Origin of the sequence: Micromonospora sp. NPDC051300 (assembly GCF_044455315.1) — a bacterium.
Lineage (GTDB): Bacteria > Actinomycetota > Actinomycetes > Mycobacteriales > Micromonosporaceae > Micromonospora > Micromonospora robiginosa.
Window position 1 is genome coordinate 74,268 of the sequence record NZ_JBITEP010000013.1, and the last position, 20,062, is coordinate 94,329.

General features: G+C 73.5%; 18 protein-coding genes. 12 read left to right on the top strand and 6 right to left on the bottom strand.

Annotated elements, in window-relative coordinates; all coding sequences use genetic code 11:
* Positions 1 to 15 precede the first annotated feature (15 nt).
* The 3 genes from ACIA5A_RS16680 to ACIA5A_RS16690 are packed head-to-tail and all read left to right on the top strand — an operon-like array spanning position 16 to position 3,373.
* On the top strand, positions 16 to 1,701 hold the full coding sequence (locus ACIA5A_RS16680) for an L-aspartate oxidase (RefSeq protein ID WP_396762401.1): 1,686 nt from the start codon (positions 16 to 18) through the stop codon (positions 1,699 to 1,701).
* Positions 1,701 to 2,597: a carboxylating nicotinate-nucleotide diphosphorylase gene (gene nadC, locus ACIA5A_RS16685; RefSeq protein ID WP_396762404.1), complete on the top strand. Its 897-nt coding sequence runs from the start codon at positions 1,701 to 1,703 to the stop codon at positions 2,595 to 2,597. Before ACIA5A_RS16680 ends, nadC begins: the two co-directional genes overlap by 1 nt.
* 17 nt (positions 2,598 to 2,614) lie before the next feature.
* Entirely contained in the window at positions 2,615 to 3,373 is a 759-nt protein-coding gene (locus ACIA5A_RS16690) for a type III pantothenate kinase (RefSeq protein ID WP_396762407.1), read from the top strand.
* Positions 3,374 to 3,420: 47 nt separating this feature from the next.
* Here ACIA5A_RS16690 and ACIA5A_RS16695 read toward each other — a convergent pair whose 3' ends face one another.
* Positions 3,421 to 4,161: a class I SAM-dependent methyltransferase gene (locus ACIA5A_RS16695; protein WP_396762410.1), complete on the bottom strand. Its 741-nt coding sequence runs from the start codon at positions 4,159 to 4,161 to the stop codon at positions 3,421 to 3,423.
* Between the two features lie 91 nt (positions 4,162 to 4,252).
* Here ACIA5A_RS16695 and lysS point away from each other — a divergent pair, with 91 nt between their 5' ends.
* From lysS to ACIA5A_RS16710, 3 genes are all read left to right on the top strand, one after another.
* Complete coding sequence (gene lysS / locus ACIA5A_RS16700) at positions 4,253 to 5,761, top strand: lysine--tRNA ligase (protein ID WP_396762413.1); 1,509 nt, start codon at positions 4,253 to 4,255, stop codon at positions 5,759 to 5,761.
* Between the two features lie 115 nt (positions 5,762 to 5,876).
* Entirely contained in the window at positions 5,877 to 6,227 is a 351-nt protein-coding gene (locus ACIA5A_RS16705) for an Lsr2 family protein (RefSeq protein ID WP_396762416.1), read from the top strand.
* A gap of 480 nt (positions 6,228 to 6,707) precedes the next feature.
* A complete protein-coding gene (locus ACIA5A_RS16710) occupies positions 6,708 to 9,245 on the top strand; it encodes an ATP-dependent Clp protease ATP-binding subunit (RefSeq protein ID WP_181570717.1) in 2,538 nt (845 codons plus the stop codon).
* A 90-nt stretch (positions 9,246 to 9,335) separates the two neighbouring features.
* Here ACIA5A_RS16710 and ACIA5A_RS16715 read toward each other — a convergent pair whose 3' ends face one another.
* Complete coding sequence (locus ACIA5A_RS16715) at positions 9,336 to 10,241, bottom strand: A/G-specific adenine glycosylase (protein ID WP_396762420.1); 906 nt, start codon at positions 10,239 to 10,241, stop codon at positions 9,336 to 9,338.
* 96 nt (positions 10,242 to 10,337) lie between these two features.
* Between ACIA5A_RS16715 and ACIA5A_RS16720 the strand changes: the two genes are divergently transcribed.
* The 3 genes from ACIA5A_RS16720 to ACIA5A_RS16730 all read left to right on the top strand — a co-directional run bounded on the left by ACIA5A_RS16720 (position 10,338) and on the right by ACIA5A_RS16730 (position 12,286).
* Positions 10,338 to 10,850 carry a glycine cleavage system protein R gene (locus tag ACIA5A_RS16720; RefSeq protein WP_396762423.1) on the top strand — a complete coding sequence of 171 codons (513 nt, stop codon included), beginning with the start codon at positions 10,338 to 10,340 and terminating at the stop codon, positions 10,848 to 10,850.
* The gene (locus ACIA5A_RS16725; RefSeq protein ID WP_396762426.1) at positions 10,847 to 11,410 is read left to right on the top strand and encodes a peptide deformylase; all 564 of its coding nucleotides are present in this window, start codon (positions 10,847 to 10,849) and stop codon (positions 11,408 to 11,410) included. The genes ACIA5A_RS16720 and ACIA5A_RS16725 overlap by 4 nt, the downstream gene beginning before the upstream one ends.
* Positions 11,411 to 11,515: 105 nt before the next feature.
* On the top strand, positions 11,516 to 12,286 hold the full coding sequence (locus ACIA5A_RS16730) for a hypothetical protein (RefSeq protein WP_396762429.1): 771 nt from the start codon (positions 11,516 to 11,518) through the stop codon (positions 12,284 to 12,286).
* 6 nt (positions 12,287 to 12,292) lie between these two features.
* On the opposite strand, the gene disA is transcribed toward ACIA5A_RS16730, so the two are convergent.
* The 4 genes from disA to ACIA5A_RS16750 form a co-directional block, all read right to left on the bottom strand.
* Positions 12,293 to 13,480, bottom strand: coding sequence for a DNA integrity scanning diadenylate cyclase DisA (gene disA, locus ACIA5A_RS16735; RefSeq protein ID WP_396762432.1), 1,188 nt, complete (start codon positions 13,478 to 13,480; stop codon positions 12,293 to 12,295).
* Positions 13,481 to 13,611: 131 nt separating this feature from the next.
* Positions 13,612 to 15,060, bottom strand: a complete 1,449-nt coding sequence (gene radA / locus ACIA5A_RS16740; protein WP_396762435.1) for a DNA repair protein RadA — start codon at positions 15,058 to 15,060, stop codon at positions 13,612 to 13,614.
* A gap of 105 nt (positions 15,061 to 15,165) precedes the next feature.
* Positions 15,166 to 15,939, bottom strand: coding sequence for a hypothetical protein (locus ACIA5A_RS16745; RefSeq protein WP_396762438.1), 774 nt, complete (start codon positions 15,937 to 15,939; stop codon positions 15,166 to 15,168).
* A gap of 142 nt (positions 15,940 to 16,081) precedes the next feature.
* Positions 16,082 to 16,921, bottom strand: coding sequence for a UbiA family prenyltransferase (locus tag ACIA5A_RS16750; RefSeq protein WP_396762441.1), 840 nt, complete (start codon positions 16,919 to 16,921; stop codon positions 16,082 to 16,084).
* A gap of 45 nt (positions 16,922 to 16,966) precedes the next feature.
* Here ACIA5A_RS16750 and ACIA5A_RS16755 point away from each other — a divergent pair, with 45 nt between their 5' ends.
* From ACIA5A_RS16755 to ACIA5A_RS16765, 3 genes are read left to right on the top strand one after another with little or no spacing between them, the layout of a single operon-like run.
* On the top strand, positions 16,967 to 17,722 hold the full coding sequence (locus ACIA5A_RS16755) for a methyltransferase domain-containing protein (RefSeq protein WP_396762444.1): 756 nt from the start codon (positions 16,967 to 16,969) through the stop codon (positions 17,720 to 17,722).
* Between the two features lie 42 nt (positions 17,723 to 17,764).
* A complete protein-coding gene (locus ACIA5A_RS16760) occupies positions 17,765 to 18,931 on the top strand; it encodes an acyl-CoA dehydrogenase family protein (protein ID WP_396762447.1) in 1,167 nt (388 codons plus the stop codon).
* Positions 18,932 to 18,986: 55 nt separating this feature from the next.
* Entirely contained in the window at positions 18,987 to 20,045 is a 1,059-nt protein-coding gene (locus ACIA5A_RS16765; RefSeq protein ID WP_396762449.1) for a type III polyketide synthase, read from the top strand.
* Positions 20,046 to 20,062: the final 17 nt, after the last annotated feature.

Genomic DNA, 20,062 nt, shown 5'->3' on the forward strand with positions numbered 1-20,062 from the left:
GGGTTGACTGTGCCCATGGACGTACCCACCGTCGACCTGCCGGCGCTGCCCCGGCTGCTCGCCGCGCCCGCGCCCGGCTGGGTGGAGACCACCGACGTGATCGTCGTCGGCTCCGGGGTGGCCGGGCTGACCGCCGCGCTGCACCTGCGCGAGGCCGGCCTGCACGTCACCGTCGTCACCAAGGTCGACATGGACGAGGGCTCCACCCGGTGGGCGCAGGGCGGCATCGCCGCGGTGCTCGACCCGGCGGACAGCCCGGACGCGCACGCGTACGACACCGAGGTGGCCGGCGTCGGCCTCTGCGACCCGGCGGCGGTCCGGGTGCTTGTCGAGGAGGGCCCGGTCCGGCTGCGCGAGCTGATGCGGATCGGGGCGGAGTTCGACCGCAACCCGGACGGCTCGCTGATGCTCGGCCGGGAGGGCGGCCACCGGGCCGACCGGATCGTGCACGCCGGCGGCGACGCCACCGGCGCCGAGGTGCAGCGGGCGTTGCACGCGGCGGTACGCCGCGACCCGTGGATCCGGCTTGTCGAGCACGCCCTGGTGCTGGACCTGCTGCGCGCGCCGGGCGACGGTCCGGGTGGGCTCGGCCGGGCCTGCGGGATCACGCTGCACGTGCTCGGCGAGGGCAGCGAGGACGGCGTCGGCGCGATCCTCGGCCGCGCGGTGGTGCTGGCCACCGGCGGGATGGGGCAGGTCTTCGCGGCCACCACCAACCCGGCGGTCTCCACCGGCGACGGGGTGGCCCTGGCGCTGCGCGCCGGCGCGGCCGTCACCGACCTGGAGTTCGTCCAGTTCCACCCGACTGCGTTGATCGTGCCGGCCGGCGGGCCGGGCGCCGGTCTGGCGCAGCAGCCGCTGGTCTCCGAGGCGCTGCGGGGCGAGGGCGCCCACCTGGTCGACGGCGACGGCAAGCGGTTCATGGTGGGCCAGCACGAGCTGGCCGAGCTGGCCCCCCGGGACGTGGTGGCCAAGGGCATCCACCGGGTGCTCCTCGCCACCGGGGCGGACCACGTCTTCCTGGACGCGCGGCACCTGGGCGGCGACTTCCTGGCCCGGCGGTTCCCCACCATCGTGGCGTCCTGCCTGGCCATCGGCGTGGACCCGGCGACCGACCTGATCCCGGTCGCGCCGGCCGCCCACTACGCCTCCGGCGGCGTCCGCACCGACCTGCGCGGCCGCACCTCGATCCCCGGCCTGTACGCCTGCGGCGAGGTGGCCTGCACCGGGGTGCACGGCGCCAACCGGCTGGCCAGCAATTCGCTGCTGGAGGGGCTGGTCTTCTCCCGCCGGATCGCCGAGGACGTCGCCGCCGGGCTGCCCGAGCAGGCCCGGCCGGCGGAGACCGGCGCGTGGGTGGGCGGCGAGGGGCGGTTGGTGCCGGCGGCGGGCACGCCGGAGCTGCAACGGGCGATGACCCGGGGCGCGGGTGTGCTCCGCTCGGCGGAGACGCTCGCCGCGACCGCCGGCGCGCTGACCGGGCTGGCCGGGGGGCGGGGCGTGCCGCGGACCGCCGACTGGGAGGCGACGAACCTGATCACCGTGGCGTCGACGCTCGTCGCGGCCGCGTACGCCCGCGCGGAGACGCGGGGCTGCCACTGGCGGGAGGACCACCCGGCCGCCGACGACCGGTGGCGGGGGCACCTGGTGGCCGAGGTGGGCACGGACGGCCGGTTGACCGAGAGCTGGAAGGAAAGCTGATGATCGAGTCGACGGTGCGGGCGTTGCGGGACGGCGGCCTGGACCCGGACCGGGTCCGGCACGTGGTCCTCGACGCGCTGGCCGAGGACCTGGGCCCGGACTTCCTCGACGTCACGAGCGTGGCCACCGTGCCGGACGCGCAGCAGGACACCGCCGACCTGGTGGCGCGCGAGGACGGGGTGGTCGCCGGGCTGCCGGTGGCCGCCGCCGTGTTCGAGCTGGTGGGCGAGGTGACCGGCGCCGGGCGTACGGTCGCGGTGTCGCTGGTGGCCCGGGACGGTCAGCGGGTGGCGCGCGGCGACGTGCTGGCCACCGTGGCCGGGCCGACCCGGCTGCTGCTCACCGCCGAGCGGACGGCGCTCAACCTGCTCTCCCGGATGTCCGGGGTGGCGACCCACACCCGGGCCTGGGCCGACGCGCTGGCCGGCACGAAGGCGATGGTGCTGGACACCCGCAAGACCACGCCGGGGCTGCGGGCGCTGGAGAAGTACGCGGTCCGGGCCGGCGGCGGCACCAACAAGCGGATGGGCCTGCACGACGTCGCCATGATCAAGGACAACCACAAGCTGGCGGCCGGCGGCATCACCCCGGCGTTCCGGCGGGTCCGGGAGGCGTTCCCGGAGGTGCCGGTGCAGGTCGAGGTGGACACGCTGGCCGAGGCGGTGGAGGCGGTCGAGGCCGGGGCGGACTTCCTGCTGCTGGACAACATGACCCCGGAGCAGTTGCGGGCGGTGGTGGCCGCGGTGGGCGACCGGGCGGAGCTGGAGGCGACCGGCGGGCTGACCCTGCCGGTGGCGGCCGAGTACGGGGCGACAGGCGTCGACTTCCTCTCGGTCGGCGCGCTCACCCACTCCTCGCCGATCCTCGACATCGCCCTCGACCTGCGCCCGAGTTGACCGTCTAGGCTGCCGCTGTGCTGCTCTGCATCGACATCGGAAACACCAACACCGTGCTGGCGACCTTCGACGGCGACAAGCTGGTGCACTCCTGGCGGATCAAGACCGACGCCCGGTCCACCGCGGACGAGCTGGGCCTGATGTTCCGTGGGCTGCTGGCCGGTGACGCTGTGGAGATCACCGGGGTGGCCGCGTGCTCCACCGTGCCGGCCGCGTTGCGCTCGCTGCGCACCATGCTGGGTCGCTACTACGCCGACCTGCCCAGCGTGATCGTCGAGCCGGGCGTGCGCACCGGGGTGCAGCTCGCCATCGACAACCCGAAGGAGGTGGGCGCGGACCGGGTGGTGAACACGCTCGCCGCGTACACGCTCTACGGCGGGCCGTCGATCGTGGTGGACTTCGGCACCACCACCAACTTCGACGTGATCAGCGATCGGGGCGAGTTCCTCGGCGGGGCGTTCGCGCCGGGCATCGAGATCTCGTTCGACGCGCTGGCCGCCCGCGCCGCGCAGTTGCGCAAGGTGGAGGCCACCCGGCCGCGCTCGGTGATCGGCAAGAACACCGTCGAGTGCCTCCAGTCCGGCCTCTACTTCGGCTTCGCCGGGCAGGTGGACCGGATCGTCGAGCGGATGTCCGAGGAGTTGGGCGAGGTGAAGGCGGTCATCGCCACCGGTGGCCTGGCCTCGCTGGTGGTGGGGGAGTGCCGCACCATCACGCACCACGAGCCGATGATCACCCTGATCGGCCTGCGGATGGTCTACGACCGCAACACCTGAAAGGAGGGGCCCCCTGTTAACGCCTCAGGTAGAGGAGGGGCCCCTTCTCAACGCCGGCGGGCCCGGAGCACGATCGTGCGGTACGGCAGCTCCACAGCGGCCCGGCCGGCCAGCTCGGGGTGGGTGGCGAACAGCTCCGTCAGCCCTGTGTCGACCCGCGCCCGCTCGGCCGGGGTGGCGGTCAGCCAGTAGGAGCGGGTGTGCAGCATCGCCACCAGCTCGTCCGGCGTGAGCGTGGTGGCGTGGCCGAACTCGCCGACCTCGACCGGGGTGAAGGCGGTGCCGAAGTCGGCGTACCTCTCGACCACGTCGCCGGCGTTGTGGTCGAGGTGGGCGATCCGGGTCAGCTCGGCCACCCAGTCGACCCGCTCGTCGCGGACGTTCCACACCGGCGCGAACGTGCCGCCGGGGCGCAGCACCCGGGCCACCTCGGCGTGCGCCGCGTCCCGGTCGAACCAGTGGTAGGCCTGGCCGACCAGCACCGCGTCCGCGTCGCCGTCCGGCAGCGGCACCGACTCGGCGCTGCCGGCGAGCGCCGTCGTGCCCGGCGTCGCGGCGGCCAGTTGCGCCCGCATCCCGGGATCCGGCTCCACCGGTACGACGTGATGCCCGAGCGCGGCCACGCCACGGGTGAGGATGCCGGTGCCGGCGCCGAGGTCGACGACCCGGGCCGGGGCGGGCCGCCCGTCCAGCGCCCACCGCAGCGCCGACTCGGGATAGCGGGGCCGGAACCGGTCGTACTCGGCGGCGGCGACGCCGAACGAGAGCGCCGCAGTGGGGTCGGTCATGGCGGGCAGGTTATCCGGTGAGGCCGCCGGAACGCTTGAGTAGGCTCGTGGGCTGACCCCGCCGATGTTCCCAGGCTTGAGGAAGCGTGCCGTGACCGAGCAGAACGCCTTGCCGACAGACCCCGCCGACGACCTTCCGGAGCAGATGAAGGTCCGCCGGGAGAAGCGGGACCGGATGCTCGCCGAGGGCGTCGAGCCGTACCCGGTCGGTTTTCCCCGGACCACCACCCTGGCGAAGCTCCGCGAGCGCTACGCCGACCTGCCCACCGACACCGCCACCGGCGACCGGGCCTCGGTCACCGGCCGGGTGATCTTCATCCGCAACACCGGGAAGCTCTGCTTCGCCACGTTGCGCGACGGCGACGGCACCGAGCTGCAGGCGATGCTCTCGCTGGACCGGGTCGGCGCGGAGCGGCTGGCGGACTGGAAGCGCCTGGTCGACCTCGGTGACCATGTCGGGGTCACCGGCGAGGTGATCACCAGCCGGCGCGGCGAGCTGTCGGTGCTGGCCGACGAGTGGGCGGTGACCGCCAAGGCGCTGCGTCCGCTGCCGGTGGCGCACAAGCCGCTGAGCGAGGAGTCCCGGGTCCGCCAGCGCTACGTGGATCTGGTGGTCCGCCCGCAGGCCCGGCAGATGGTCCGCACCCGGGCCGCCGCGGTGCGCAGCCTGCGCGACACCCTGCACGGGCAGGACTTCGTCGAGGTCGAGACGCCGATGCTGCAGTTGCTGCACGGCGGCGCGGCGGCCCGCCCATTCGTGACCCACAGCAATGCGCTCGATACCGATCTGTATCTCCGAATCGCGCCGGAACTGTTTCTCAAGCGTGCGGTCGTGGGTGGCGTCGACCGCGTCTTCGAGATCAACCGCAACTTCCGTAATGAGGGCATCGACTCCTCGCACTCGCCGGAGTTCGCGATGCTGGAGACCTACGAGGCCTACGGCGACTACGACACGATGGCCGTGCTGACCCGGAATCTCGTGCAGCAGGCCGCGATCGCGGTCGCCGGCTCGACGACCGTGACGCATGCCGACGGCCGGGAGTTCGACCTGGGCGGCGAGTGGCGGTCGGTGACGCTGTTCGGTGTTCTTTCCGAAGCGCTCGGTGAGGAGGTCACCGTCCGCACCGAAAGGTCACGCCTGGTCGAGTACGCGGACAAGGTCGGTCTCTCCGTCGACCCGAAGTGGGGGCCGGGCAAGCTGGCCGAGGAGTTGTTCGAGGAACTGGTGGTGCCGTCGTTGCAGGCGCCCACGTTCGTCCGCGACTACCCGGAGGAGACCAGCCCGTTGACCCGGGCGCACCGCAGCGAGCCGGGGCTGGCCGAGAAGTGGGATCTCTACGTGCTGGGATTCGAGCTGGGCACCGCGTACTCCGAGCTGGTCGACCCGGTGGTGCAGCGGGAGCGGCTGGTGGCCCAGGCGCAGCTCGCGGCGCGTGGCGACGACGAGGCCATGCGTCTCGACGAGGACTTTCTCCGGGCGATGGAGTACGGAATGCCGCCGGCCGGTGGTATGGGAATGGGAATCGACCGGCTGCTGATGGCGTTGACCGGCCTCGGAATTCGGGAAACCATCCTGTTCCCCTTGGTCCGCCCCGAGTAGGCGGGCAAAGCTTCTCCACCTCGTTACGCCGTCCTATTGACGGGGCAAGCGTCGGGCAGGTTATTGTGCTCGGTGTATTGCAGGAGCACAGCCCTGCTCGAAAGGAATGTGGGACGTGGCCAAGCAGATCATTCACAAGCTGGTCGATGACCTGGACGGCGGGGACGCTGACGAGACCGTCAAGTTCGCGCTCGACGGCGTGCAGTACGAGATCGACCTCTCCGCCTCCAACGCTGAAAAATTGCGTGGTGAATTTGCGCAGTACATCGCGCACGGCACGAAGGTCGGTCGAGGCGGGGTGGTCGTGGGTGGCCGGGCGGCGCGCGGCCGGGGCGGCGCGACCGCCGACCGCGAGCAGAACAAGGCGATCCGGGAGTGGGCCAAGAGCAACGGCAAGGACATCTCCGACCGGGGTCGGATCCCGCAGGAGATCGTGGACGAGTTCCACGCGAAGGCGGGGCGCTGATCCCGACGCGCGCGACGGCTGGACCCGACGCCGGCCCGGAGGACGACTCCGGGCCGGCGTCGGCGTTTCCCGACCGGCCGCGTCGGATGTCCGGTCCCGCCCCGGGGTGGGCGGTGGGGCGGTCCGGCGGGAAGAAACCGGCGCCCGGTGCAGTTGTCCACAGGCGGTGGAGATTCCGTCCACAGGCTGTGGACGACCGCCGCGGGGGCGCATGGACCCCTCGCGAGCCCTTCGACCGGGCCGTCCACCGGCGGTCGAATTTCGCTCTGCGCGTACAGGCGGGGGTCCCGGAACACCTCCTGAGCGTGGACGGTTGGCAGAAACGACGTCGGAACGGTCATCCAGGGGGTCACACGACCTCAGCGGAGACGGTCCGCGGCGATAGAGTAAGGAGGCACGGACGCCCGTCCCGGACGTCCGCGCACCGGCCCCGCCGAGATCTGACCATCAAGGCGCACGGCATGTGAGGAGCACGAGGGCATGTTCGAGCGGTTCACCGACCGAGCGCGACGGGTTGTCGTCCTGGCCCAAGAAGAGGCCCGGATGCTCAACCACAACTACATCGGCACGGAGCACATCCTGCTGGGCCTGATCCACGAGGGTGAGGGCGTGGCGGCCAAGGCCCTGGAGAGCCTCGGCATCTCCCTGGAGGGTGTGCGCCAGCAGGTCGAGGAGATCATCGGCCAGGGCCAGCAGGCGCCGAGCGGGCACATCCCGTTCACGCCGCGGGCCAAGAAGGTGCTGGAGCTGTCACTGCGCGAGGCGCTGCAGCTCGGCCACAACTACATCGGCACCGAGCACATCCTGCTCGGCCTGATCCGCGAGGGTGAGGGCGTCGCCGCCCAGGTGCTGGTCAAGCTCGGCGCCGACCTCAACCGGGTCCGCCAGCAGGTGATCCAGCTCCTCTCCGGCTACCAGGGCAAGGAGCCGGCCGCCGCCGGCGCCGCGCCCGGCGAGGCCGCGCCGTCGACCAGCCTGGTGCTGGACCAGTTCGGCCGGAACCTCACCCAGGCCGCCCGCGAGGGCAAGCTCGACCCGGTCATCGGGCGCGAGAAGGAGATCGAGCGGGTCATGCAGGTGCTGTCCCGCCGCACCAAGAACAACCCGGTGCTGATCGGCGAGCCCGGCGTCGGCAAGACCGCCGTGGTCGAGGGGCTGTCCCAGAAGATCATCAAGGGCGAGGTGCCCGAGACGCTGAAGGACAAGCAGCTCTACACGCTCGACCTCGGCGCCCTGGTCGCCGGCTCCCGCTACCGCGGTGACTTCGAGGAGCGCCTGAAGAAGGTGCTCAAGGAGATCCGCACCCGCGGCGACATCATCCTGTTCATCGACGAGATCCACACCCTGGTGGGTGCGGGCGCGGCCGAGGGCGCGATCGACGCCGCCAGCATCCTCAAGCCGATGCTGGCCCGTGGCGAGCTGCAGACCATCGGCGCCACCACGCTCGACGAATACCGCAAGCACCTGGAGAAGGACGCCGCGCTGGAGCGTCGTTTCCAGCCGATCCAGGTGGGTGAGCCGTCGCTGGCCCACACCATCGAGATCCTCAAGGGCCTGCGGGACCGCTACGAGGCGCACCACCGGGTGAGCATCACCGACGCCGCTCTCGTGGCCGCCGCGACGCTCGCCGACAGGTACATCTCCGACCGCTTCCTGCCGGACAAGGCGATCGACCTGATCGACGAGGCCGGCGCCCGGATGCGGATCCGCCGGATGACCGCGCCGCCGGACCTGCGCGACTTCGACGAGCGCATCGCCCAGGTGCGCCGCGACAAGGAGTCCGCGATCGACGCGCAGGACTTCGAGCGGGCCGCCCAGCTCCGCGACAAGGAGAAGCAGCTCCTCGGCCAGAAGGCCCAGCGGGAGAAGGAGTGGAAGGCCGGTGACCTGGACGTCGTCAGCGAGGTCGACGACGAGCAGATCGCCGAGGTGCTCGGCAACTGGACCGGCATCCCGGTCTACAAGCTGACCGAGGAGGAGACCTCGCGCCTGCTGCGCATGGAGGACGAGCTGCACAAGCGCGTCATCGGCCAGGAGGACGCGGTCAAGGCGGTCTCGAAGGCGATCCGGCGGACCCGGGCCGGCCTGAAGGACCCGAAGCGCCCGTCCGGCTCGTTCATCTTCGCCGGCCCGTCCGGTGTCGGTAAGACCGAGCTGTCCAAGGCGCTCGCCGAGTTCCTGTTCGGCAGCGAGGACGCGCTGATCCAGCTCGACATGTCCGAGTTCCACGACCGCTACACGGTCTCCCGGCTGGTGGGTGCCCCTCCCGGCTACGTCGGCTACGACGAGGGCGGCCAGCTGACCGAGAAGGTGCGTCGCCGGCCGTTCTCGGTGGTCCTCTTCGACGAGATCGAGAAGGCCCACCCGGACGTGTTCAACACGCTCCTGCAGATCCTGGAGGACGGCCGTCTCACCGACGGTCAGGGCCGGATCGTGGACTTCAAGAACACGGTCATCATCCTGACCACCAACCTGGGCACGCGCGACGTGGCCAAGGCGGTGTCGCTGGGCTTCCAGCAGTCGGAGGACTCCGAGTCCAACTACGACCGGATGAAGCAGAAGGTCAACGACGAGCTGAAGCAGCACTTCCGGCCCGAGTTCCTGAACCGGATCGACGACACCATCGTCTTCCACCAGCTGCGTGAGAACGAGATCCTGCAGATCGTGGACATCATGATCCAGCGGATCGAGGGCCAGCTGCGCAACAAGGACATGGGCCTGGAGCTGACCGACAACGCCAAGAAGTACCTAGCGAAGAAGGGCTTCGACCCGGTGCTGGGCGCGCGGCCGCTGCGTCGCACGATCCAGCGCGACATCGAGGACAACCTGTCCGAGCGGATCCTGTTCAACGAGCTGACCCCGGGTCAGATCGTGGTGGTCGACTGCGAGGGCGACCCGGAGAACATCGACAAGTCCAAGCTCGTCTTCCGGGGTGCGGACCGGCCGGACGCCGTGCCGGACGCGGTCCCGGCGGATCTCGGCGCCGCCGCCACCGGTGCGGACGACACCGCCGCGTAAGGACGGGCGACACACCAGGTTCCAGGGCGACGGCCCCGGTCGGCGAGAGCCACCGGGGCCGTCGCCTTTCTCGGTCCGGCCGGGGTGAGGTCAGGGCAGGGGGATAGGGGCGGATGGGCCGTCGCCGGCCAGCCGGAAGGACTCCGGCCCGACCGGTTCCACCAGGCCGTCGGTGACCAGGCCGGTGAGCGCCCGGGCCCGCTGCACGTCGTCGTGCCAGACCTGGTCCAGCCGCTGGTGCGGCACCGGACCGGTGGAGTCCCGGAGCACGGCGAGGAGCAGGCCGCGTACCTGCCGGTCGGTCCCGGCGTAGCGCTGCGGACGGCGGGTCGGCCCGGTCGGCGCGGCCTGTCCGGAGGCCCGCCACGCGCAGCTCGACTCGACCGGGCACACCGCGCACCGGGGTGCCCGGGCGGTGCACACGACCGCGCCGAGTTCCATGAACGCCGCGCTGGCCAGGGCGGCCGCGGCCGGCTCGGCCGGCAGCAACTCCTCGGTGGCGACCAGGTCGGCGGGGCGGGTGGTCGGTCCGGCGTCGGGCTCGCCGGCAATGGCCCGGCACACCACCCGCCGGACGTTGGTGTCGACCACCGGGTGCCGCTGCCCGTACGCGAACGCGGCCACCGCCCGGGCGGTGTACGTGCCGACCCCGGGCAACGCCAGCAACTGTTCCAGCCGGTCGGGTACCACGCCGCCGTGCCGCTCCACGATCGCCACCGCGCACTCGCGCAGGCGTACCGCCCGGCGGGGGTAGCCGAGCCGGCCCCACATCCGGATCGCCTCGGCCGGGGTGTCCTCGGCGAGCGCGCGCGGCTCCGGCCAGCGGGCCAGCCACGCCTCCCACGCCGGCACCACCCGGACCACGGGCGTCTGCTGGAGCATGACCTCGCTGACCAGGATCGCCCACGCGCCGATGCCGGGGTGGCGCCACGGCAGGTCGCGGGCGTTGCGCTCGTACCACCGGCTGACCTGGGTGGCGAAGGTGGGTTCAGTCATGGCGGAGCCGATGATGTCACGGGGGGCTTTCCCGCAGGGTGGGCGGGCCGGGTGGGCGGCTGCGGTGGATCTTCGGCGGCGGGGCAGAATGTCCGAATGAACGAGCTCGCGATCACCGTCATCGGCCGGGACCGGCCGGGCATCGTGGCCGACGTCGCGGAGGTCCTCGCCGGGCTCGGCGCGAACCTCACCGACTCGACGATGACCCGGCTGCGGGGGCACTTCGCGATGACCCTGATCTGTACCGGGCCGGCCGCCGCCGACGTGGAGGCCGCGTTCGCCCCGCTCGCCGCCGACGGGCACCTGCTGGCGACCGTACGCGCGGTCACCCCGGACGGTGCCAGCGAGCCGGCCGGCGAGCCGTACGTGCTGGCGGTGCACGGCGCGGACCGGATGGGCATCGTGGCGGCGATGACCCGGGTGCTGGCGGACGCCGGCGGCAACGTGACCGACCTGAGCACCCGGCTGACCGGTTCGCTCTACGTGGTGGTCGCCGAGGTGGAGTTGCCGCCGGGCAGCTCGGACGAGGTGGCCGGCCGGCTCACCCGGGCCGCGGCGGAACTGGGTGTCGGGGTCAGCCTCCGCCCGGCGGACACGGACCTGCTGTGACCGGCCAGGAGTACGCCGGCCTGGGTGGCTGGACGCCGGAGAAGCTGGGCGTCGCCGGCGAGGTGCGTCAGGTGGTGGCCGCCCCGGAGCCGGTGCTGAGCCGGCCCGGTCCGGACGTCGACCCGACCTCGGCCGAGGTGGTGCGGCTCGCGGCCGACCTGGTCGCCACCATGCGGGTCTCGCCGGGTTGCGTGGGCCTGGCGGCGCCCCAGGTCGGTGTGAGCGCGCAGGTGTTCGCGGTGGACGTGACCGGGCATCCGAAGGCGGTCACCGTGCACGGCACGTTCGTGCTCTGCAACGCCCGGGTGGTGGAGGCGAGCCGGTGGAAGGCCGGCCGGGAGGGCTGCATGTCGGTGCCGGACCTGACCGGTGACGTGAAGCGGGCCAGCCGTCTGGTGGTGGAGGGGATGCTGCCGGGCAGCGGGGAGTCGGTGCGGTTGGTCACGGACGGTTTCGAGGCGCGTGCGCTCCAGCACGAGATCGACCACTGCGCCGGGTTGCTCTTCCTCGACCAGGTCGCCGGCGCGCACGCCGTCTACCAGCGCAAGGTCTATCTCTGACCGTGGTGGGCGCGATCCACTTTGGAGGGCCGCGTGGGCGTCGCACGCGGTTACCGGCGCGTCGGACCGGCGTGCCGAGCACCGCGCGGCTACGGTAGGCGCATCATGCGTCTGACGGTCGGCCCCCTGTCCCCCGCCGTGTACTGGCGGCGTCGCGCCGTCGTGCTCGGTGCGGGGTTGCTCTTCCTGATTGTCCTGCTCTATTCCTGCACCGGGACGGACAAGAACACCGGCGCGCCGGGCGGCGACCCGTCTCCGGGCGGCTCGGCCGCGGCGCCGGCTCCCACCGGCTCGGTGCTGAGCCCGCAGTCGACGGGTCCGTCGCCCACGCCGGGTGCCTCCGGCGACAGCGGCGGCGGCGCCAACACGGGCGGCGGCACGAGCACCGGTGGTGGCACGGGCACCGACGGCGGCGGGAGCACCGGGGGTGGCTCGGGCACCGGTGACGGTGGCGCGTCGGGGGAGCCGGTCTCCGCCGACGGCGCCTGCACCGACTCGGAGATCCAGGTGACGCCGGTGGCGGTGCCGGCGAACGCCCAGCGGGGCACCGTGGTCACGCTGCGCCTCAAGATCAAGAACGTGTCGAACCGTACGTGCAGCCGCGACGTCGGCGCCGACCTCCAGGAGCTGTACGTCAAGGCCGGCGCGGAGAAGGTCTGGTCGTCCGACACCTGCGGCACCGGCAAGGGCTCGGACGTGCAGTCGTTCACGCCCAACTTCGAGCGCGCCTACGAGCTGGGCTGGAACGGGCGGGACACCAGCCGCTGCGAGGCCGGGCTGGCCGCCGGCCCGTACGCCCCGATCGGCACGTACCAGGTCTTCGCCCGGGTCGGCACCAAGATCAGCGAGCCGGTGAAGCTGACCGTCACCGGCTGAGGCGGGTCAGACGTACCGCTCCAGGATGGACGCCTCGGCGAGCCGCGACAGGCCCTCGCGGACCCCACGGGCGCGGGCGTCGCCCACCCCCTCGACCGCCTGGAGGTCTTCCACGGTCGCGCCGAGCAGCCGCTGGAGGCTGCCGAAATGCACCACCAGCCGGTCGACCACGGCCGCCGGCAGCCGCGGCACCTTGGCCAGCAGGCGGAACCCGCGCGGGCTGACCGCCGCGTCGAGCGCGTCGGAGGCGGACGGGTAGCCGATGGCCTTGGCCACCGCCACCAGGTCGATCAGCTCGGTGGCGCTGAGCAGGTCCAGCTCGACCAGCCCCTCGTCGAGCGTGCGCGACTTGCGGCCCACCGGCAGGTAGTCGCGGATGACCAGGGTGCGGTCGGCGTCCACGCCAGCCATCAGCTCGTCGAGCTGGAGCGCCAGCAGGCGGCCGTCGGTGCCCAGCTCCACCACGTAACCGGCGATCTCGTCGGCGATCCGCCGCACCATCTCCAGCCGCTGCACCACCGCCACCGCGTCGCGGACGGTGACCAGGTCCTCGATCTCCAGCGCGGAGAGCGTGCCGGAGACCTCGTCCAGCCGGAGCTTGTAGCGCTCCAGCGTCGCCAGCGCCTGGTTGGCGCGGGACAGGATGGCCGCCGAGTCGTCCAGGACGTGCCGCTGGCCGTTCACGTAGAGGCTGATGATCCGCATCGACTGGCTCACCGAGATGACCGGGTAGCCGGTCTGCCGGGCCACCCGCTCGGCGGTGCGGTGCCGGGTGCCGGACTCCTCGGTGGGGATGGACGGGTCGGGCATCAGGTGCGCGCCGGCCTGGACGATCCGGGTGCCGTCGCTGGAGAGCACCACCGCGCCGTCCATCTTGCACAGCTCGCGGACCCGGGTGGCGGAGAACTCCACGTCCATCGGGAAGCCGCCGGTGCAGATCTGCTCGACCACCTTGTCGTAGCCGAGCACGATCAGCGCGCCGGTGCGGCCGCGCAGGATCCGCTCCAGGCCGTCGCGGAGCGCGGTGCCCGGCGCCATGAGGGCGAGGTTGGCGCGCAGCGGATCGGCGCCGGCGCCGCCGACGCTCCCGGACACGCTCACGCTGATGGCGCGGCTGGGGTTGCCGCTCACGGCGCCGGTGCGGGCGTGCGGCGTCGCCGTTGCGGGCTTGGTGGCATCGCGGTCGATCGGCACGGGCACAGTCTACGGACTGCGGAGCGGTGGGTGCTCTCGTGGTTACTGTGATGTGTCACGATGCCGGGTCCGCCCCGCCGCGTGACCTGTCCGGAAACGCCCGGCCGATCCCCGCGCACGGCCACGCACGGTCACCCGGCGGATGCGCGAGCGGCTGCCTGGAGCGCCGCCCGCACGTCCGTGACCTCGATCACGCGCATGTTCTCCTGGGTCACGCCGCTGCTGCCGGGGCCGCACCCCGGCGGGACCAGCGCCGTCCGGAAGCCCAGCCGGGTGGCCTCGGCCAGCCGGCGGGGCACCGCGCCGACCCGTCGCACCTCGCCGGTGAGCCCGACCTCGCCGATGGCGACCAGGTGCGGGTCGAGCGCCAGGTTGAGCCCGCCGGAGGCCACCGCGAGCGCCACCGCGAGGTCGGCCGCCGGCTCGACCACCCGGATGCCGCCGACGGTGGCGGCGAAGACCTCCCGGTCGTGCAGGGTCAGCCGTTCGGTGCGCCGCTGGAGCACCGCCAGGACCATGGCGAGCCGGGCGCCGTCGAGGCCGGAGACGGTGCGGCGGGGAGAACCGGCGACGGTCGCCCCGATCAGCGCCTGCACCTCGGTGACAAGCGCCCGCCGGCCCTCCATGGCCACTGTCACGCAGGTGCCCGGCACCGGCTCGGAATAGCGGGTCAGGAAGAGGCCGGACGGGTCGGCCAGGCTGCTGATGCCGCCCTCGTGCATCTCGAAGCAGCCCACCTCGTCGGCCGCGCCGAACCGGTTCTTCACGCCGCGCACCATGCGCAGCGACGAGTGCTTGTCGCCCTCGAAGTGGAGCACCACGTCGACCAGGTGCTCCAGCACGCGCGGGCCGGCCACCTGGCCGTCCTTGGTGACGTGCCCGACCAGCACGGTGGCGACCCCGCGCTCCTTGGCGACCGCGACCAGCGCCGCGGTGACCGCGCGCACCTGGGTCACGCCGCCCGGCACGCCCTCGGTGCCGGTGGTGGAGATGGTCTGCACCGAGTCGAGCACCAGCAGCCCCGGCTTGACCGCGTCGAGGTGACCGAGCACCGCCGCCAGGTCGCTCTCGGCGGCCAGGTAGAGCTGGTCGTGCAGGGTGCCCATCCGCTCGGCGCGCAGCCGGACCTGGCTGACCGACTCCTCGCCGCTGACCACCAGCGACGGGCTGCCCGCGCCGGCGGCCCACTGCTGGGCCACGTCGAGCAGCAGGGTCGACTTGCCGACGCCCGGCTCGCCGGCCAGCAGCACCACGGCGCCGGGGACCAGGCCGCCGCCGAGCACCCGGTCGAGCTCGCTCACCCCGGTCGCCCGGGCCCGGGCCGGCGCGGCGCTGATGGTGGCGATCGGGCGGGCCGGCTCGGCAGGCATCCGGGAGCTGACCACCCGGCCGGAGACCATCGGGCCGGTGACTGTCGACTCGACCACCGAGCCCCACTCGCCGCACTCGGGGCACCGGCCCACCCACTTGGGGGGCTGGTGACCGCAGGCGTCGCACTCGTAGGCGGGGCGGGGTTCGCGGGCGGCGGCGCGGCCGCGGCCGGCGCCGGCGCGGGACGAGGTCGATCGGGGCGTGGTCACCACCGGACGCTAACCGGGTGGTACGACGAAAGCCCACCGGAGAAACGACGACACCGCCGGTGTGGCGCAGGCCACCGCGGCGGTGTCGACGGAACCGGTACGGCGTCAGCCGTGGCTGCCACCCTCGGTGCCGCCCTCTTCGGCGGAGTGCTCACGCGGGTTGACGACAGGCGACGGCGGCGCCTCCGGGGTCAGCGGCACGCCGATCGGCGCCGGCGTGGAGATCACGTTGCCGTTGCCGAAGTCGAAGGTCAGGTTGACCTGCTGGCCGACGAGCAGCTTCTGGTTCAGGCCGACGAGCTGGAGGAACCGCGGGTTGCCGCTGTTGAGCTGGGCGTAGCCGAGCGCCGGGATCTCGATCCGGGCCGGCTGGCCGGCGGGCGCCGCGCTGCTCTCCGACGGCGACGGGCCGGCCGAGACGGAACCGCTCTCCGACGGGGAGGCGGGCACCTCCAGCGACTGGCTGGGCGACGCGCTCGGGTCGGTGGCGGTGGGCGAGGCCGAGGCCGGCTCGGTCGGCGAGCCGGTCGGGGTGGCCTCGCCGCTGGACCCGGCGCCGCCGGTCAGCACGATCTCGCGGGCGCTGTCGGTGGTGACGGTCACCGTCACCGGCGCCTTGCTGTCGTTGTAGATCACCACGTTGAGCGGCGCGTCCGCGCCCGCCTCGTAGCCCTTCGGCCCGGGGAACCGCACGTAGAGGCCGCGCACCTGGTAGAGGTTGTCCGAGGTCTGGACGTTGACGCCCTGAACTGACGGGATCTTGTTGGCGGTCTCGGCGATCTGCCCGGCGCCGCACCCGGACAGCAGCAGGCTCGCCGCCGCCGCCGTGCCGGCCAGCAGCAGGGCCGGCCCCCGGGAACCCCTGATCGAGCGCGTCACGTCGGTCCTCCTCGTCACGATCCCCACCCGGTCGACAGCCGGGCACGGGGTGGCCATACCCGCGCAGACCGCTCTCCAGGGTAGTTGGAGCTGATCGAGGCCCGCACGCGGACCCGGCAATGCCACCTCCGGAGGGGACCGCTCAGACCACCCGGCCGTTCGCCACCAGCAACACCACATCGATGAGCGCCACCACCAGCACCGCCCGGAAGGCGGCCACCGGGCGACCGCCGGCCCGGGCGGTGGCGCGTCCGGCGTACCAACCGAGGGCCGGGACCGCGACGGCGGCGGCGACCGCCGACAGGCCGGTCCACGACGGCGGTCCGGGCGGGCCGAACACCAGCGCGAGGGTGGCCGCGAGGAGCAGCCCGGCGGCGGCCAGCCGGCTGCCCGCCGGGCCGAGCCGGTGCGGCAGGCCGCGCACCCCGGTGCGGGCGTCGTCGGCGAGGTCGGGCAGCACGTTGGCGAAGTGCGCCCCGGCGCCGAGCAGTGCGGCGGCGGCCACCAGCCAGGCCGGCGGCGCGGGCGAGCCGGGCAGCGCCAGCACCACGAACGCGGGCAGCGCGCCGAACGAGATCGCGTAGGGGAGCACCGACACCGGCGTCGACTTCAGCGGCCAGTTGTAGAGCAGCGCGGAGACCAGCCCCCCGGTGGCGCAGGCCGCCGCGACCGGGCCGGTGGGCAGCGCCAGCAGCGGCGTGGCGACGGCCGCCACCAGCGTCGCCCGGGCCAGCGTCGGCCGGGCGACCGCGCCGGTGGTCACCGGCTTGTCGGTACGCCCCACCGCGGCGTCCCGCTCGGCGTCGATCAGGTCGTTGCTCCAGCCGACGGCGAGTTGGCTGGCGAGCACCGTCAGCGCCACCGTCGCGATCCCGCCGGCGGTGTGCCCGACGCCGGCGGCGAGCAGCGCGGCGACCACGACGACCGCCGCCGCCGGCTCCGGATGGCTCGCCCTGACCAGCCCTAACACCCGCGTCGACATAAGGGAAGTCTGGTCGTTACCGGGGAGTCGTGCCACGCTCGGTCCATGCCAGAAGCGTCCCCGGTGGTCGGTCCGCGCCGGGCGCTGCCCCCGAACGACCCCCGGCAGTACGACGACCTGGCCGGCGAGTGGTGGCGGCCGGACGGCGCCTTCGCGATGCTGCACTGGCTGGCCCGCGCCCGCGCGGCCCTGGTGCCCCCGGCGTCCACCCGGGACGACCTGCTCGTCGACCTGGGCTGCGGGGCGGGGCTGCTCGCGCCGCACCTGGCCGGCAAGGGCTACCGGCACGTCGGGGTGGACCTGACCCGCTCCGCGCTCGACCAGGCCGCCGCGCACGGCGTGACGGTGCTCCAGGGCGACGCGACGGCGGTGCCGCTCGCCGACGGGTGTGCCGCCGTGGTGTCCGCCGGTGAGCTGCTGGAGCACGTGCCGGACTGGCGGCGCGCGGTGGCCGAGGCGTGCCGGCTGCTGCGGCCGGGCGGCCTGCTGGTGCTGGACACGCTCAACGACACGCTGCTGGCCCGACTGGTCGCGGTGGAGTTGGGCGAGCGGCTGCCCACGGTCCCACGCGGCATCCACGATCCCCGGCTGTTCGTGGACGCCCGCGCGCTGGTCGCCGAGTGCGCCCGGCACGGCGTGGCGTTGCGCCTGCGCGGCGTCCGGCCCGAGCTGGGCGGCACGCTCGCCTGGTTGCTGCGCCGGTGGCGGGGCGGCGACCGTCCGGTGCGGACGGAGCCGCGCATCGTGCCGACCCGGTCGACCGCGGTGCTCTATCAGGGCAGTGGGCGCCGGGGCGGGTAGCCGGGGCCACCCGGGGTAAGGGACGTCGAGAAGGGGGCGGACATGACTGTGCACGCGCTGGAGGCGGCCCGCCGGTTGGCGCCACGACTGGCCGCCCGCGCGGCCGGGCACGACCGGGACGGCTCGTTCCCCGTCGACGACTTCGCCGACCTGCGCGAGGCCGGCCTGTTCGGGCTGATGGTCCCGCGTGAGCTGGGCGGGTCGGGCGCGACGTTCGCCGAGTACGCCGCCGTCGCCACCGAACTGGCCCGGGGCAACGGCGCGACCGCGCTGGTGTTCAACATGCACGCCTCGGTGACCGGGGCGCTGGGCGCGGTCACCGAGGAACTGGCCGAGGCGCTCGGCGTACCGGACGAGGCGCTTGCCGCCCGGGACCGGCTGCTGCGCGCGGCGGCCGACGGCGCCTGGTACGCGGTGGCGATGAGCGAGCGCGGCGCCGGCGCCCGGCTGTCCCAGCTCAGCACGGTCTACGAGCCGGTCGACGGCGGCTGGCACGTCAAGGGCAGCAAGACCTTCTGCTCCGGCGCCGGCCACCCGGACGGCTATCTGGTCGCCGCGCGCAGCGCCACCGACGAGTCGGTGGTCTCCCAGCTCCTGGTCCCGGCCGGGGACGGGATCACGGTAGAGCCGACCTGGGACTCGCTCGGCATGCGCGCCACCTCCTCGCACGACCTGCACCTGGACGTGACCGTGCCGGCCGACCGGCTGCTCGGCGGCGTGGAGGGGCTGGCCCTGGTGGTGGCCCAGCTCATGCCGCACTGGCTGGTGGCCAGCTACGCCGCCGTCTACGTCGGGGTGGCCCGGGCCGCGATCGACGCGGCGGCCGAGCACCTGAACGCCCGCAACCTGTCCGGGTTGCCGGCGGTCCGGGCCCGGCTGGGGCGGGCGGACGCGGCCACCGCCGCCGCCGAGCTGGTGGTCGCGGAGGCGGCCCGTCGGGTCGACGAGGAGCCCGGCTCCGCCGAGACGAACCGCTGGGTGTGGCGGGCGAAGCTGCTCGCCGGCACCACTGCCGCGGAGGTGGCGGCGTCCATGCTGGAGGCCGCCGGCACGTCGGCGACCCGCCGGGGTCATCCGCTGGAGCGGCTCTACCGGGACGCCCGGTGCGGCTCGCTGCACCCGGCCACCTCCGACGTGTGCGCCGACTGGCTGGGCATCGCCGCGCTCGGCGGCGACCCGGACCGGGACGGCACGGTCCCTCGTTGGTGAGCAGAGCGGGGCGCGGTCCCTCATGGGTGAGCGGAGCGGAGCAAGCTGTCGAGAGGTGGGGGACGTGGGCGTACCGGTGATCGCGGGTCTGGGCATGGCGCTGCCGCCGGGCGCCGCGCAGGACGAGCTGTGGACGGGCTTCTTCGAGAAACACTTCTCGGGCACCACCCGGGTGTTGGCCGAGAAGATCTTCGCCAACTCCGGGGTGACCCGCCGGCAGGCGGCGGTGAACCCGCTGCTGGAGGACGTCTCGGACTGGCCGACCGAGCGCCGCATGCGCCGTTATCAGGTGGAGGCGTTGCCGCTGGGCAAGGAGGCGGTCGGCCGGGCGCTCACCGCCGCCGGCCTGGACGCCTCCGACATCGGCCTGTTCGTGGTCTGTTCCTGCACCGGGTACGCGACCCCGGGGCTGGACATCCTGCTCGCCCGGGACCTCGGCATGGCCCCGAACACGCAGCGCGTGTTCGTTGGCCACATGGGCTGCTACGCGGCCCTGCCCGGGCTGGGCGCGGCGAGCGACTTCGTCACCGCCCGGCAGCGGCCCGCGCTGCTGCTCTGCGCGGAGCTGACCAGCCTGCACATCCAGCCGGCGAGCGCGCGGGTGGACACCCAGCAGATCGTCTCGCACGCGCTCTTCTCGGACGCCGCGGTCGCCGCCGTGCTCGTGCCCGGCGCCCGGGGGTACGCGGTGCGCGAGGTCGCCTCCGTCACCGACACCTCCACCGCCGACCACATGACCTGGGACGTCACCGACACCGGCTTCCGGATGGGGCTGTCGCCGAAGGTGCCGAAGGTGCTCTCCCGGTTCGTCGGTGACCTGGTGGACGACCTGTTGGCCCGGCACGGGTACGACAGGTCCGGGGTGGACGGCTGGGCGGTGCACCCGGGCGGTCCACGCATCCTCAACGTGGTGGAGCGGGAGCTGGCCCTGCCCCCGTCGGCGCTTGCCGCGTCCCGGGAGACGTTGGCCGAGCACGGCAACTGTTCGTCCCCGACGGTGCTGCTGATCCTGGACCGGTTGGCCCGTACGCCGTCGCCGCCGCGTCGGGTGGTGATGCTCGCGTTCGGGCCGGGTCTGACGCTCTACGCGGCGCTGTTGGAGCGCGCGGGCTGACCGGCCCGCCCGATACC